This is a genomic window from Proteiniclasticum aestuarii (assembly GCF_017368455.1).
GTDB lineage: Bacteria > Bacillota > Clostridia > Clostridiales > Clostridiaceae > Proteiniclasticum > Proteiniclasticum aestuarii.
The window spans coordinates 18,566-33,069 of the sequence record NZ_JAFNJU010000012.1; the positions used below are offsets into that span (position 1 = coordinate 18,566).

Sequence of the window (14,504 nt, forward strand, 5' to 3'; positions counted from 1 at the left end):
ACTTCAAATTAGTAACAGAAAATGATATCTATAACTGATATTTCATCTTTTAAGGTAAAAGATGACCACCAGGGATTTTCATCTCTGGTGGTCACTTTTTATATCCAAGAAGAAAGGGGGAACTTACTTCTTATTGGCGAATGCTATTTCTCTTCATCGTGATGCACTTCCGTGATGACAGGTCCGCGCTCTCTCATTTCATCCATCCGTGCTTTCTGCTCCGCTTCTTTCAGTCTGTCTTCCGCTTCCAGCTTCTTCTGGATTTCCTTCATGCTGCCTTTGCTCTCCTCCATGTTCTTCTCCAGCTTCTGAAGGGTGTTTCTTGCGAAATCTCTACCACCGATGCCGAAGGCGATGGCGAATGCCACAGCGGAGGCTACGATGATGGCGATGAACAGGGTTTCCACAAACAGTGCACCGATGCCCAGGTGGGACAGTGCCATGAGGGCTGAGATGGTGATGATCACGCCTTTGATGATCATGGCTGCGAACCTTGCCTGTGGCAGAGTGTCCACGATGAATCTTTTGGCGACGGAACCCAGTATATATCCTCCCAGAAGGATAAGCAGTGCGCTTAAGATCATTGGCAGGTAGGCGATGACCGCTCCGCCGATGGTCTGGAAGATGGTAAGGCCGATGAGATCAAAGGCCTGAACGGTGAAGAACAGGATGATCAGAGCCTTGACGACGATGCCGACGACTCTTCCCAGATCAAAACCGGTGGCTCTGGGCTCATCCATGACATCAGCGACTTTATCGGACAGGCCGAATCCGTCGATGATGTTTTCAACAAGATCTCCAACCAGTTTGGCGATGAAGATTCCGATGAGGATGAGAATGCCGGCTGCCAGAATCTGAGGGATGATGCCTGTGATGCTCATGAGCATGGTCACAGCAGGATCTGTGATGGCATCTATATTTAGCACTTCCAGTGCCGCGATGATGAATGGAATCAATACGATGACATAAAGCACTTTTCCGCCCAGATCCGCAAAAGACAGGGTGTTTTTAGAAGGCTCTTCCGATGTCTTCGAATCGGCGAGACCCATTCTGTCTTTCAGCTTGTCCACTTTCACTTTTTCAAGGAACCCTACGGTCAGCTGCTGAACAATCTTAGCGATGACGAATCCCAGGAACAGCAGAAGCGCTGCACCGATGAGTCTAGGAATATATCCCAGGAAGGTTCCAAGCATACCGGTCAGAGGTGCTGAAATGTTGTTCAGTCCGAACCGGTCGAAGATTCCTGGTAAGAAGAAAAGAACCGTTAAGATGAATCCGAGCTTACCTAGAAGTTCAGGAATGCTGTTTGCTTCTTTGGCACTGTCTCCGAACCTCTGATCCAGCTTGAGCGCCTTGGCACCTTTCGCGATGAGGTTTTTCACTATATAACCAGCTATGATGGCGATAATAAGGAATAAAATGCCAACGAGGATGTCCGGTATACTCTGTTCCAGATTGATGGTTAGTTCATTCATGAAATCACTCCTTAATAATAGATGGATGATGCTTTGTTACATAATCTATTTTAAGGGGAAGATGTTGATAAACCTGAAATAAAATGTTAAGAAAGCGCGTGTTTACAAAGTGTTTTCATATATTAAATAGCTTATAAGTATCAATTTATATATTTATACACAGGAAATAGTAGCAGAATACTCTTGAACAGATTTTAAGGCGTCATTCTATAGAAACCTTATTGTATTTGGTACTGAGTCAATGATAGTATGAAGATGCATGCCTGAATTTTAACATTATCCGAAAAAAGGTTATAATCTATCCTTTAATATGGTATAATATACTACATAATAAACAATGTGAGGTGTATGACATGAAACTGCAACTGGAACAGATCACCAAATCCTTTGATAACAAGAAAGTCCTGAAAGATGTATCCTTTGAATTTGAAAACGGAAAGATCTATGCGCTTCTTGGACGAAATGGTGCGGGCAAAACAACGCTCTTCAATATTCTTGCCGATGAAGTCAAAGAAGATGGAGGGACCATGAATCTTTCTCTTCACGGTGAAACACGAGACCTTTCCATAGAGGATCTCAGCTATGTGTATTCGTCACCTGTACTGCCTGATTTTCTCACGGGGTATGAATTCATCAGGTTCTTCATGGACATCAACAAGGAGAAGCTCAAAGGAGAAGAAACCATAGATGATTACTTCAATCTCATCAAGATCGATGAAGAAGACAGGCATCGTCTCATCAAGGGATACTCCCACGGCATGAAGAACAAGCTGCAGATGCTGCTGTTTCTCATCGCCAAGCCACCGGTGATTCTCCTGGATGAACCGCTCACTTCTCTGGATGTGGTGGTGGCACTGGAGATCAAGAAGCTTCTGAAAAGCATCCGCAAGAATCACATCATCATTTTCTCCACCCATATTCTCCAGCTGGCCACGGATCTCTGCGATGAGATCGTCATCCTCAATGACGGAAGGCTTTCTCTTCTGGATCATGAAATGCTTGCTGATCCTAACTTTGAAGAAGAAATCATTGAGAGGCTGAAGGAGGAAGGTCATGCTTAGTAGTATGCTTACCATCATGAAGGTGGAGACTTCCATTTTCCTCAACGGGTTTCTCTATTTTCTGAAGAAAGTGTTTTTTCTCAAGAACGCACTGAAGTCCACCAGCTATTCCTTCCTGAAGATCAAGAGAGGGCTGGGTTATGTGGCCTTTGTTTATCACTTTATCTGGAGCGCACTAAAAGCGCTGATCCTGCCGGTGATATTTATCTTTCTGCCGCAGCTTGTTCTGGGGCCAGAAGGTAAGGCGCATCCGCTGACGCTGGTTCTTGTGTTCTACTTTGTGCTGAGGCTTCTAAGCTCTCTGACGCTGGAGATGAATCATCAGAAGTTCATCATGATCAAGGAAATGAGAATGAATGCCAGGGAATATACCTTTGCCCATCTTCTGAAGAAAGAAGGATTCAAGTTCACTGGAAGAACCCTGTCCTTTCTTCTCATCGGAAACCTCATCGGGATGAATCTGCCCACGGCGCTTCTCGTTTCGGTGATGGCCACCATGATGTCACTGACGGCAGAAGCGCTTCATCTCTACGGATTTGATAAGAAGAGCTTTGTGCTGGAAGAACACAATATCATGCTCATCGTACTGTATCTGCTGGTCTTCGGCTTAGGGTATGGGCTGTACTTTCTTCTGCCTGAGTTTGACGGGGGAAGCCTGCTGCTTCATCCACTGTTTGTGGTGATCATGCTTCTTTCGGGGATGGCATCTCTCCTCTATCTCAGAAGATACAGAAGGTATACGGAGGTGGCCAGCAGAGCAACCAGCCTTGAGAAGATGACGAAGCTTCAGACTGCAGTGAAGGAAGCCAGATTCGCCGATGTGAAGATGAATGACAAGGATTTCGGGGACGACTATCAGAACCATGGAAAGTTCAAGGAGAAGGAAGGCTATGCCTTTCTCAATGCCCTCTTCTTCGATCGCCATCGGAAGTTTTTCCGAAAGCCTGTGTTCGTCAAGACCGGAATCGTCATTGCCGCTTTTCTTCTCATCTTCGTGGCAGACTTTGCAACGGGGCAGAACATACTTGAAGAGCTTTCACTGGGGCTGAGCACCCAGTACACCCTCTTCATCTTCCTGATGTATCTCCTCTGCAATTCAAACCGAGACACCAAAGCCATGTTCTATAACTGCGATCTGTCCATGATGCGCTACGGATTCTACAGAAAACCCAAAGCCCTGCTTCTCATGTTCGGGCTTCGTCTGAGAAGAATCATACTGGGCAACATGATTCCGACGCTGGGGATCATTCTGGGACTCCTGCTGGTGACCTTTTTCTCGGGAACAGGGAACTATATGGAGATTCTACCGGTGCTGTTTATGATTGTTTCACTATCCCTGTTTTTCTCCATCCACTACATGTTCATGTACTATATCTTCCAGCCCTACACGTCTTCCATGGAGGTGAAAAATCCTTTCTTTAGCATCATCAACGGCGTGGTGTATTTTGCCTCCTACATGGCCATGCAGATCAGAACCGCCGCATCGAGCTTTCTTCCCTTCATCATATTGTTCTCTCTTCTTTATGCTGCGGCAGCGGTGGTACTGGTTTATAGAAAGGCGCCCCAGACATTTAGGGTGAAATAGACGGAAAAATGTGTATAATGATATCAATAGAATCAAATGAAAACAGAAGAGGTGCTGAAGATGGACAACGGATTAATGTTTCAGGGATTCGAGTGGTACATCCCTGACGATGGAAATTACTATAAGGATCTCAAAAAGAAACTGGTGGATCTGAAACGGATCGGAGTCACCTCTGTGTGGCTTCCTCCGGTATGCAAAGCTACGGGAACCAATGATACAGGCTATGGTATCTATGATCTGTATGATCTGGGGGAGTTCGACCAGAAGGGCTCTGTGAGAACAAAATACGGAACAAGGGAAGAGCTTCTTGATCTCATCCAGGCCATCCACGAAGAAGGGATGCATGTCTATGCGGATGTGGTGCTGAATCACAAAGCGGGAGCGGACTTCGAGGAGGAGTTTGAAGCGGTGAAGGTGGATAGTGAGGACCGTACCAAAGATATTGAAGAGCCGAGAAAAATCAGAGCCTGGACTGGATTTGATTTTCCGGGAAGAAACGGAAAGTATTCCGACTTCACCTGGAACTACAATCATTTCTCCGGGGTGGATTACGACAGCCTCACTGGAGAGACAGGCATCTTCAGGATTCTGGGCGAGAACAAAGGCTGGAACTGGGGGGTGTCCCATGACAACGGGAATTTCGATTACCTGATGTTTTCTGACATCGACCACGCCCATCCGGATGTCGTCGAGGAGCTTATAAGATGGGTCGACTGGTTCATCGAGGAACTGAGTCTGGATGGAATCCGATTTGATGCAGTGAAGCATATCGACAGTGCTTTCCTCGATGATTTCACCAACCACATCAAGGAGAAGATGGGAGAGGAGTTCTATCTGCTGGGTGAGTACTGGGAGCATAATCTGGCGAATAAGACGAAATTCATGAAATCCACAAAATTCAGCATGGATCTTTTCGATGTGGGACTGCACTTCAATATGTACAATGCATCTAAAGATGCAGGAAATTACGATCTCAGAACCCTCTTTGAGGATACCATCACCAAGGAGAATCCACCCATGAGCGTCACATTTGTGGACAACCATGACTCTGAACCTGGGCAGTCCCTGGAGTCTTTTTTAGAACCCTGGTTCAAGGAAATCGCTTATGGCATCATCCTGCTGAGAAAGGATGGATATCCCTGCATCTTCTATGGAGACTATTACGGCATCGGCGGGCAGTACATGATCGAGCCCCATAAGGAGCGAATCGACACACTGGCCCTGATCCGAAAGAATCATGCCTATGGAGAGCAGGAGGATTACTTCACTGAAAAAGATCTCATCGGATGGGTCAGACACGGAAACGAAGACCATCCGGGAAAATGCGCAGTGGTCATCTCCACCCTGGAAAAGAAGTCCATCTCCATGTTCATGGGGGATGATCAGAGCGGCAGAGTATTCAAGGATTTCACGGGAAACTGCGAAGACCTTGTGACCGTCAATGAAGAGGGATATGGAGAGTTTCCTGCAGAAGCGGGCAGTATCTCCGTATGGCTGGAAGAGGGAATCGTTCTGGGCTGATCCGGTGGATCTCAAGAAAATACAGAAGGACTGTTCAAGGATGAACAGTCCTTATCCATCTGAATTTCCATCTGTTTCAAGGGTTTCCCGTATGATATGATGGGAGAAGGAATCCTCAAGGAGAAAAATATGAAAAAACTGAAACAAGGCGTATACAGTGCACTGGGCAGAATCTATATTCCCGAAGAGCTCCGTGGAAAAAAAGATCTCATTCTGCACATCTCGGATACACCTCTGGCCATCTATCCGGCCATAAGAAGACTGATCAGAATCATGAAACCGAAAGTGATCATCCATACGGGGGATCTGGCGGATCACATCAAGCTGGAATTCAATGAGAATCTCATGAAGGAATTTTTAAGTGATGCCAGAAAGATCATCCGGATCATGGAGTTCTCTTCTGCAGAGGAAATCTACCTTGCCATGGGCAATCATGACAAGTACGCAAAGGTGAAGGATATGGTTTCCCGAAGCACACTCATTGAGATGGGAGGCGTGGTGAAGATAGAAGGGTATGATTTTCACTTGTCCCATTACTATGAAGATGTGATCACGGACCCAAGAGAGTACAATCTCTATGGACACAATCCCGAGAAGAAGAACCATAAGGTGAGAACCCGATGGTTCCTAAATGGCGTGTCCAGCATCAATGTCATCGAAGGGGAAAGCGGGAAGGTCCATGAACTGCGATACCCCTGGGGTACCGACAGCTACCGGTACAGGAGAGTCAAGAGCGGATTATAGTAAATTTTGTAAGGAGACTTGATATGGTTGAATTATTAAGAACAGGCCCAGGAATTCTTCTCATTGATACCCAGGAGGAAGAGCGCCTCCGAACCTATTTCGGTGTTACTTCTACTCAGGGGCTTTTTTCCCTCATGGATGCGTTCAGTTTCGCAACAGAGGGCGAAACCATCGTATTGCTGGCATCCAGTGATGAACGGGTGGTTCGGGCCAGCGACGAGAAAAATGCGCTGGTCATCTCAGATGAGCCATCGGTGATTCTGGCAGGACTCATCAACAGCGGATTCGCCTGCAGCATCAATAGAACCAAGATCGTCTCCCGCACCATCATCATGAGAGCCGTGGGGGATATGGAGAAGGTCTTTGATGAGCTCCAGGAGGATTACGAAGGGGTGGAAGGCAGCCTCATGGAATTCATCAACAGCAATCTGGAGCAGGGGGTCATCATTGCGCTGACAGATAAATCCCTGAATCGTCAGGTGACGCTCAGCGATATTTATTTGGAGAAATGCCTGATGGTCACTGACAACTACTTCACCATCTACAAGGAGCTCAGAAGCAACGCGCTGAGATACCTGAACAGCGGGCTGAAAAGCAGAGTATGGTATGAGATGGACATCCGGATCTATGACATGTACGGCGCTTTCCAGCTTCACTTCGACCGGCTCATGAATGTGCTGACGGAGCTTGAGATGGGCATCGTACTGGGCAGCACCTGGTCCAAGGATTATCCAAAGATGCTTCTGGCGGTAGATGTGTACAGCGTGCGCTTCTTCACCTTTTATGAACCCAGCTACATCAAGAAGATCCTTCTGGGGATGGAATATGTGGATGACGGCACAAGAATTGTGGATTATGATCTCTACATGGGAAAAAAGAAGATCTCCTGGAGAGGACTGACCTCAGACAAGAAGATGACCCGGGACGAACTGGGGCTTCATTTCAGAAAAGAGACCCTGTCCAATCTCACCCAGCTGGAAGTGAAGAAGATCTACGAGATGGAAGAGAAGGTCATGGAATCCAGAAGAAAGTAGCGTGCAGAAAGAAGCAGGATTCCATCTATAATGAAGAAAGGTGTAAAGCAGATTCAGAGAAAGGAAGCGGGCCATGAGAAAAAGCGGAAACAAGTTCATATTCATTCTGGCCATGCTGATTTTCGGAAGCATCGGTCTTTTCGTGAGAAAGATTCCCATGCCTTCCCTGCATATCGCTTTCATCCGAAGCTTTGTGGGCACCTTTGTGATGATCTTCATCTATATCTTTCTGAAGAAGAAGATCGACAGAGAAGCTGTTATCCGGAACCGGTACAACCTGCTTTTCGGGGGCGCGTTTCTGGGGATCAACTGGATCCTTCTTTTTGAGGCCTACAAGAACACCACCATCACCAGCGCCACCCTGGCCTATTATATGGCGCCGATCCTGTTCATTCTTCTGTCAGCGGTGGTCTTCCGGGTGCGGCTCACAGGCATCAGAATTCTTACGATTCTTCTGGCCTTCCTGGGCCTTGTGGTGCTTCAGATGAAGGATGTCTCGGTGATGAACGATATGGAGAGCAGAGGCATTCTCTTCGGCCTGGCCGCCGCCTTTTTCTATGCGCTGGTCATCATCTTCAACCGCAGAATGAAGAGCATCAGCGGGATGGACAGGACCTTCATGGAGCTTTTTCTGTCTCTTCTGGTTCTGAGTGTATACATGCTTTTCACAGGAGAGTTTGCCGCATTCTATATTCCGCTGGAAGCGCTGCCCTATGCACTGATTCTGGGCATTGTTCATACGGGACTTGCCTATTACCTCTATTTTTCCACGGTGGATCGGCTGGATTCTCAGTATGTGGCGCTGCTCAGCTATATGGATCCCTTGTCCGCCATTGTCTTCTCCGTGATACTGCTGGGAGAAGTCTTCTATTTCAACATGGCCATGGGCGCACTGCTGATTCTGGGTGCATCGATTCTATTCGATCTGCTGGGAAAAAAGGAAGAAAAGATGAAAAGGAGGAACTGATCATGATCTATCTGATTCCTGCAGGACTGCTCTTTCTCATGGGCTGGCTGATCCGATACAAGAAGCAGACCTGGCTCATTTCTGGGTATAACATCGCTTCAAGGAAAGAAAAGGAAAAATATGATCTGGATAAACTCACACGGCTCATGGGAAGCTTTCTCTTCCTGCTCGGTGGCGTGTTTCTTCTCATGTTCTTCGCTGCGATCCTTCTCACAGGCTACGAGAATGAAATCGCCTGGGTGGGATTTTCCGTGGAGTCCCTGGTCATCATCGCAGGGCTGATCTACCTCAATACGGGAAACAGGGTGAAGAAGACATAGCAGATAGATGGAAGACCTTCATCCAGATATCTTCCATGGCGGAAGCTTTCGATGGAAGAAGAGTGGACGATCAGAACCAGAAATGAAGAAGAAAAGAGAAGTATAAAGCAAAATCTCTCCACTCACTAAAAGTAATGAATGGAGAGATTTTTTCTGCTTTAAATTGTGCTGTTAAAGTCCGGTGTATAAGAAAGGTCTACTCTGCTGCGATGGGTACGTACACTCTTTTCAGGAGTTCATCATCCAGCATGTACAGCGCAGCCGGGTCCAGTTCAGCTCTTTTGAGCTTTCCTAGAATGGCTGTGAAATTGCTTTCCTCTTCCACCTGTTCATCCACATACCATTTGAGAAAACTTATGGTGGCATGTTCTTTTTCCTCTATGGCCAGGTCCATGAGATCATAGATCCTTTTCGTCACGGTTTTCTCATGGGCCAGTGATTTTTCAAAGGTATCCTTGTATCCGTCGAATTCCGTCTCAGGATCTGGAATTCCCTTCAGAAGCACTCTGGCATTCATTTCCACAAGATAGTCATAGAATTTCATGGCATGATCCACTTCTTCTCTCGCCTGAATTCTATAGAAATTGGCAGCACCCTGGAAGTCGTTGTCTTCACAGTAGGCCACCATGGAGAGGTACAGATAGGAAGAGAGCAGTTCATAGTTGATCTGGTCATTGATGGCATCAATGAGTTTTTTGCTGAGCATTATAATCATCCTTTCAAACATACTGATTTTGTGTATAGCTACTATTTAAGAGTAGTCCTTTCCGGGGCGAATTTCAAGGGGGAAGATGGTTCATCCATTGGTATATCTAAATTCACGAACTGTTCATGAATTAGTTTTTGTTTCTCTCATACAGGTTGGTTAAGATAGAAGTAATGAGACGCTAGTGCTTTGCATGAGGTGTCTGGTCTACAGATGCTTCAGAAACAGGAGCCAATAAGGAGGAAAAAATGGAGAAGATAATCAGAGTGGAAGGAAAAGGAATCGTAAGGAGAAAACCGGATGTCATCAGACTGAGTTTTCATCTGAAAGCTGAAAATGAGAAGTATGAGAAAGCCCTTTACGTATACAACGAGGACAACAGGAAGCTTTTAGAAGCTGTTGTGGCTTCCGGAATGAGCAGAGAGGACATGAAGACCACAAATCTTCGCATCGGCACCCGCTATGAACAGGAGCACGACGGGAAATTCTATAAGAACGTATTTAAAGGATATGAGTTCACTTCAAAGCTGTTTCTGGAGATGCCCATGAACCTTGAAAAACTGTCTGTTCTTTTGAGCGAGATCACGGAGAGAGGAACCACTCCGGAGTTTGAAATCACTTTCGGGATCTCGGACGAAGAAGCCGCACTGGAAGAGGCCCTGAAAGAGGCGGTGCTGGATGCACGAAAGAAAGCGAAGGTTCTATCAGAGGCCATGGAAGTGAGCGTAGGACATGTGAAGGTCATCACTGCTCTTGATGAAGACCGCATACTGAATCCATCCAGAGTGGAGATGCCCATGGCCATGAAGTCCATGGAGATGGATGTGACCCCTCGTGAGGTGGAGATGGAACAAAGGGTGGAAGTGATTTACGAAATTCTCTAGAAAAACATTTGTAATTCTTGTGTGGGCAAAGTATAATAAAAATCAAAACTTTAGCACATGAGGTAAACAGAAGATGAAGAGAAGAAATGAAGAAACAGGACTACCCTTGAAAAGAGAAACATTCTCCACTTCCCTGACCGTGTTCTTTGCAACACTGGGCTCTGCGGTGGGGCTTGGCAATATCTGGAAATTTCCCTACATGACGGGAATGAACGGAGGAGGCGCCTTCATACTGGTGTACCTCCTTTTTGTATTGCTCCTGGGGATTCCCATCATGCTGTCAGAATTCTATCTGGGCAGAAAAACCAGATCCAATGCGGTGGGGGTCTTTGACAAGCTGAAAGCGCACAGATTCTGGAAAATCATCGGATATATGGGACTGCTCTCCGCCCTTCTGATCATGTTCTTCTACAGCACCGTGGCCGGATGGGTCTATGCCTATGTGTTTCGAGCCCTGAAAGGGGATTTCCGATTCCTGAAGAATCTGGGACTGGAGGAGGCACGGGCCGCATCGGAAGGGATCTTCACAGATACCCTGACCGGCGTTTCACCCATGATCTGGCAGGCTGTTGCGGTGCTTGTGGTGGCCGTGATTCTCATCGGTGGTGTGAAGAAAGGCATAGAAAGAGTGACGAAGACCCTGATGCCGGTGCTGCTTCTCCTCATCATCATTTCTGCCGTAAGAGCGCTGACTCTGCCTGGTGCAGGGCAAGGCCTGGCCTTTCTTATGAAGGCGGATTTTTCAGCGCTTACGGGCAGCTCCATTTTAGCTGCCATGGGACTTGCGTTCTTCAAGCTCTCTCTGGGTATGGGCACCATGGTCACCTACGGAAGCTATTTCAATAAGGACAACAATCTCATGGGCACCTCCTTCAAGGTGGCCTTCTCCGATGTGGCGGTCTCCATGCTGGCGGGTCTCGCCATCTTCCCGGTGGTGTTCACATTCAATCTGGCGCCCGAGGGCGGACCGGGGCTGCTGTTTCAGACGATTCCGCTGGTATTCTCCATGCTGCCCTTTGGCAATGTTCTGCTTACCGCATTTTTCGTGCTCACGGCCATCGCCTCCACCACCGCCATGCTTTCCATGGTGGAAGTGCCCATAGCGATCCTCACGGAAGAGCTGAAGATGAAAAGAAGACTGGCTGTGATCCTCACCACATCTCTGATGTTTCTGGTGGGGGTTCTGACCACCCATCCGGATGCGGTATTCGGCACCGTGGAGGTGGCAGGAAAGAACCTGTTCGATCTTTTTGATTATCTTTCCTCCAACCTTCTGCTGCCGCTGGGCGGTCTTCTCATCACACTGTTCGTGGCCTATTTCACGAAAAAGGAGAGTATCAGGGAAGAGCTGACCAACGGAGGAGAGATCGGAAACGGGAAGTTCGTGGATGCACTTCTCTTTGTTCTGAAATACATCACACCCGTGCTGCTCATCATCGTATTTCTGAATGCACTAGGCATTCTGTCACTGTAGAAAGCACTGCATATCAGTAAAAGTTCCGGACAAAGGCTCCGGAACTTTTTTCGTCCCCTGTCTTTCAAGTGCATCCCTCTATAAGGTATAATAGACAAGGATTAGAACTATAGAACGAAAGAGAAGAAGGAGGGAGACATCATGAATTTTGAGGAGAAAATTGATCTTCTGAATCAGCTGCTGGAAGAAAATAGGTTCAAGACACTAAGAGAAGAAATCGTGGAACTTAATGAAGTGGATATATCCGAATTCATCGAGATGCTTCCCAAGGAAAAAGCCATCATTGTATTCCGTTTTCTGCCAAAGGATCTGGCTGCAGAAGTTTTCGCCAACCTTGAAACAGAGGCCCAGCAGAGAATCATCCATGAGATCACGGACCAGGAACTGGGTCATATTCTGGATGAGATGTTCATGGATGATATGGTGGATATGATGGAGGAGCTGCCGGCCGGTGTTGTGAAGAGAGTGCTGAAGAACACGGATGAAGCCACAAGGGGGACCATCAACGCCTTCCTGAAGTATCCGAAGGATTCGGCAGGAAGCATCATGACGGCGGAGTTCACAAACCTCCGAGCGAACATGAGCGTGAAGGAAGCCATCAACTACATCCGAAAGCATGGGGCTGACAGTGAGACGCTCTATAACGCCTATGTCATAGACAGCAACAGAGTACTGGATGGAGTCATCACGCTGAGAACGCTGCTTCTCAACCGAGACGATGAAATCGTCTCGGATCTCATGGAAGATGATGTGACAAAAGTGCATATCTCGGATGACAAGGAAGATGTAGCCTATCTTTTCAACCGATACGATTATCTGTCTCTGCCCGTGGTGGATTCGGAAGACCGCCTGGTCGGGATCATTACCTATGATGACATCATTGACGTCATGGAAGATGAAACCACAGAGGACTTTGAGCTTATGGCTGCTACGATTCCTTCAGGTAAAGCTTACCTGAAAACCCCGGCATGGGAGCTGGCAAGAAATCGTATTGTCTGGCTGACGGTGCTGATGATCTCCGGTGTCATCACCGGTGGCATTCTCTCCAGATACGAGGAGTCTTTTACAGCCATACCACTTCTTGTGACCTTCATCCCCATGCTGACCAATACCGGTGGTAACGCCGGTTCCCAGGCCAGCACCCTGGTCATCCGTGGTATGGTTCTGAATGAAATCGAAGTGTCCGATGGACTGAAAGTGCTGTGGAAGGAGTTCAGAGTCAGCCTCATCGCAGGGCTCTTCCTTGCGGTGATCAACTACATCAGACTCTACATTTCCTATCCCGGTCAGGAAAAGGTCGTTCTGGTGGTGTCCCTGGCGATCTTTGCCACAGTGATTCTGGCCAAGGTGGTGGGAGGACTGCTCCCCATGGCGGCGAAAGTATTCAAGCTGGACCCGGCCATCATGGCAGCGCCACTGATCACGACCATCGTGGATGCCATGTCCCTGATGCTGTACTTCGTCCTTGCAGGATGGATTCTGAACTTATAATCTGAACAAAGGAGGTGAGGATTTGGAAGAGAAGAGAGAGAAAAAGACAGTGGGCTGGAAATACATCGGTATGATCCTTGCGTCTGGCATCACGCTGGGAATCCTTCTCGCTTTTCTGGAAGTGGACCTGTCCTTCATGGATACCCTTTCCTTCTGGCATTTTCCGCTGATGCTCCTCTTCTTCTATCTCGGCGTTTTCCTGGTGATCAACATCCATGAACTGGGACACCTGGTCTTCGGTAAGCTTCTCGGGTACAGGTTTCTTCTGTTTCGTGCAGGACCTCTTTCCATACAGAAGGAAAACGGGAAACTGAAAGTCACCTTCATAAAGAATGTGGGTTACGGTGGCCTCTGCGCCATGCTTCCTGGAGAGAACTCGGACCTTAGGCATTTCGCCATCTACTCCACGGGAGGAATCCTCTTCAATATCCTTATAGGGGTCGGATTCATTCTATTCTCCTTCGGCTTCAGCCAGCCTGTCCATACGGCGATACCGCTGTTTCTTACAGGTGTGGTCTCCATTTTACTGGCCCTCATCAATGCATGGCCCTTTTTCAGCATGAATCAGCCCACGGACGGCATGATGTTCTTCAGCATCCTCCGAAAAAATCCGCTGGCCGAGCGGTTCTACGAAAGCGCCATGCTGTCAAAGAAGCTGGCCATGGGGGTGAGACCGAGGGATCTGGACCTTCAGCCTGTGACGCTTCCTCTGGAGGATTTTCATGACCTGACGGCAGTTTTCTATCTGTACTTCATGGAAATGGATAAAGGAAATCTGGAAAAAGCGGGAGAACATCTGAAAGTGGTGGAGGAGAATCTCCATAAGATGCCACCTTATTCTCTGCCGGCCTATTACTACGAGCTGATCTTCCATGCACTGCTCACAGGAGATACAGCGCGTGCACAGCATTACCATGAGAAAGCAGGAAGGATTCTTCTGAAGGATCAGGACATCAATGGACTGAGAATCAAATCCTATTACGCCTTCTATGTGGAACAGAATCCGGAAAAAGCAGAAGAGCTGGCGCAAAGAGGGCTTTCCGTCATGGAGAAATTTCCCTTCAGAGGACAGGCGCTTTTTGAAGCGGAACAGCTGGAAAAGCTACTGAAAAGAATAGACCGTGAGAAAAGCAGCGGATCTTGATGAAGATTCCGCTGCTTTTCTCTTTCGCGCGAATTAAGAGATTCCTAAACATCTTCAGAAAAGATGAAGGGGAAACTTAGATCCTGTTAAGCTCTATG

At 47.4% G+C, this 14,504-nt stretch carries 13 protein-coding genes; 11 read left to right on the forward strand and 2 right to left on the reverse strand.

What is annotated here, in order from left to right; translation table 11 throughout:
• Nucleotides 1-143: 143 nt before the first annotated feature.
• Complete coding sequence (locus J3A84_RS13765) at nucleotides 144-1,475, reverse strand: mechanosensitive ion channel (RefSeq protein WP_207600624.1); 1,332 nt, start codon at nucleotides 1,473-1,475, stop codon at nucleotides 144-146.
• Nucleotides 1,476-1,828: 353 nt separating this feature from the next.
• Between J3A84_RS13765 and J3A84_RS13770 the strand changes: the two genes are divergently transcribed.
• The 7 genes from J3A84_RS13770 (at nucleotide 1,829) to J3A84_RS13800 (ending at nucleotide 8,707) form a co-directional block, all read left to right on the forward strand.
• Nucleotides 1,829-2,536 (forward strand): ABC transporter ATP-binding protein, encoded by a 708-nt coding sequence (locus tag J3A84_RS13770; protein WP_207600625.1) that lies wholly within the window; start codon nucleotides 1,829-1,831, stop codon nucleotides 2,534-2,536.
• The gene (locus J3A84_RS13775; protein WP_207600626.1) at nucleotides 2,529-4,121 is read left to right on the forward strand and encodes a hypothetical protein; all 1,593 of its coding nucleotides are present in this window, start codon (nucleotides 2,529-2,531) and stop codon (nucleotides 4,119-4,121) included. Before J3A84_RS13770 ends, J3A84_RS13775 begins: the two co-directional genes overlap by 8 nt.
• A gap of 60 nt (nucleotides 4,122-4,181) precedes the next feature.
• A complete protein-coding gene (locus J3A84_RS13780; RefSeq protein WP_207600627.1) occupies nucleotides 4,182-5,642 on the forward strand; it encodes an alpha-amylase in 1,461 nt (486 codons plus the stop codon).
• 129 nt (nucleotides 5,643-5,771) lie between these two features.
• Nucleotides 5,772-6,386, forward strand: a complete 615-nt coding sequence (locus J3A84_RS13785) for a metallophosphoesterase (RefSeq protein WP_207600628.1) — start codon at nucleotides 5,772-5,774, stop codon at nucleotides 6,384-6,386.
• Nucleotides 6,387-6,409: 23 nt separating this feature from the next.
• Nucleotides 6,410-7,420: a hypothetical protein gene (locus tag J3A84_RS13790; protein WP_207600629.1), complete on the forward strand. Its 1,011-nt coding sequence runs from the start codon at nucleotides 6,410-6,412 to the stop codon at nucleotides 7,418-7,420.
• A gap of 73 nt (nucleotides 7,421-7,493) precedes the next feature.
• Nucleotides 7,494-8,387, forward strand: coding sequence for a DMT family transporter (locus tag J3A84_RS13795; RefSeq protein ID WP_207600630.1), 894 nt, complete (start codon nucleotides 7,494-7,496; stop codon nucleotides 8,385-8,387).
• Nucleotides 8,388-8,389: 2 nt separating this feature from the next.
• Nucleotides 8,390-8,707, forward strand: coding sequence for a DUF3784 domain-containing protein (locus J3A84_RS13800; RefSeq protein WP_207600631.1), 318 nt, complete (start codon nucleotides 8,390-8,392; stop codon nucleotides 8,705-8,707).
• A 196-nt stretch (nucleotides 8,708-8,903) separates the two neighbouring features.
• Here J3A84_RS13800 and J3A84_RS13805 read toward each other — a convergent pair whose 3' ends face one another.
• A complete protein-coding gene (locus J3A84_RS13805) occupies nucleotides 8,904-9,413 on the reverse strand; it encodes a ferritin (protein ID WP_207600632.1) in 510 nt (169 codons plus the stop codon).
• A 248-nt stretch (nucleotides 9,414-9,661) separates the two neighbouring features.
• Between J3A84_RS13805 and J3A84_RS13810 the strand changes: the two genes are divergently transcribed.
• From J3A84_RS13810 to J3A84_RS13825, 4 genes are all read left to right on the forward strand, one after another.
• Complete coding sequence (locus tag J3A84_RS13810; RefSeq protein ID WP_207600633.1) at nucleotides 9,662-10,297, forward strand: SIMPL domain-containing protein; 636 nt, start codon at nucleotides 9,662-9,664, stop codon at nucleotides 10,295-10,297.
• 73 nt (nucleotides 10,298-10,370) lie between these two features.
• Entirely contained in the window at nucleotides 10,371-11,771 is a 1,401-nt protein-coding gene (locus J3A84_RS13815; protein ID WP_207600634.1) for a sodium-dependent transporter, read from the forward strand.
• 141 nt (nucleotides 11,772-11,912) lie between these two features.
• Nucleotides 11,913-13,262 (forward strand): magnesium transporter, encoded by a 1,350-nt coding sequence (gene mgtE / locus J3A84_RS13820; protein ID WP_207600635.1) that lies wholly within the window; start codon nucleotides 11,913-11,915, stop codon nucleotides 13,260-13,262.
• Nucleotides 13,263-13,284: 22 nt separating this feature from the next.
• The gene (locus tag J3A84_RS13825) at nucleotides 13,285-14,406 is read left to right on the forward strand and encodes a M50 family metallopeptidase (protein WP_207600636.1); all 1,122 of its coding nucleotides are present in this window, start codon (nucleotides 13,285-13,287) and stop codon (nucleotides 14,404-14,406) included.
• Nucleotides 14,407-14,504: the final 98 nt, after the last annotated feature.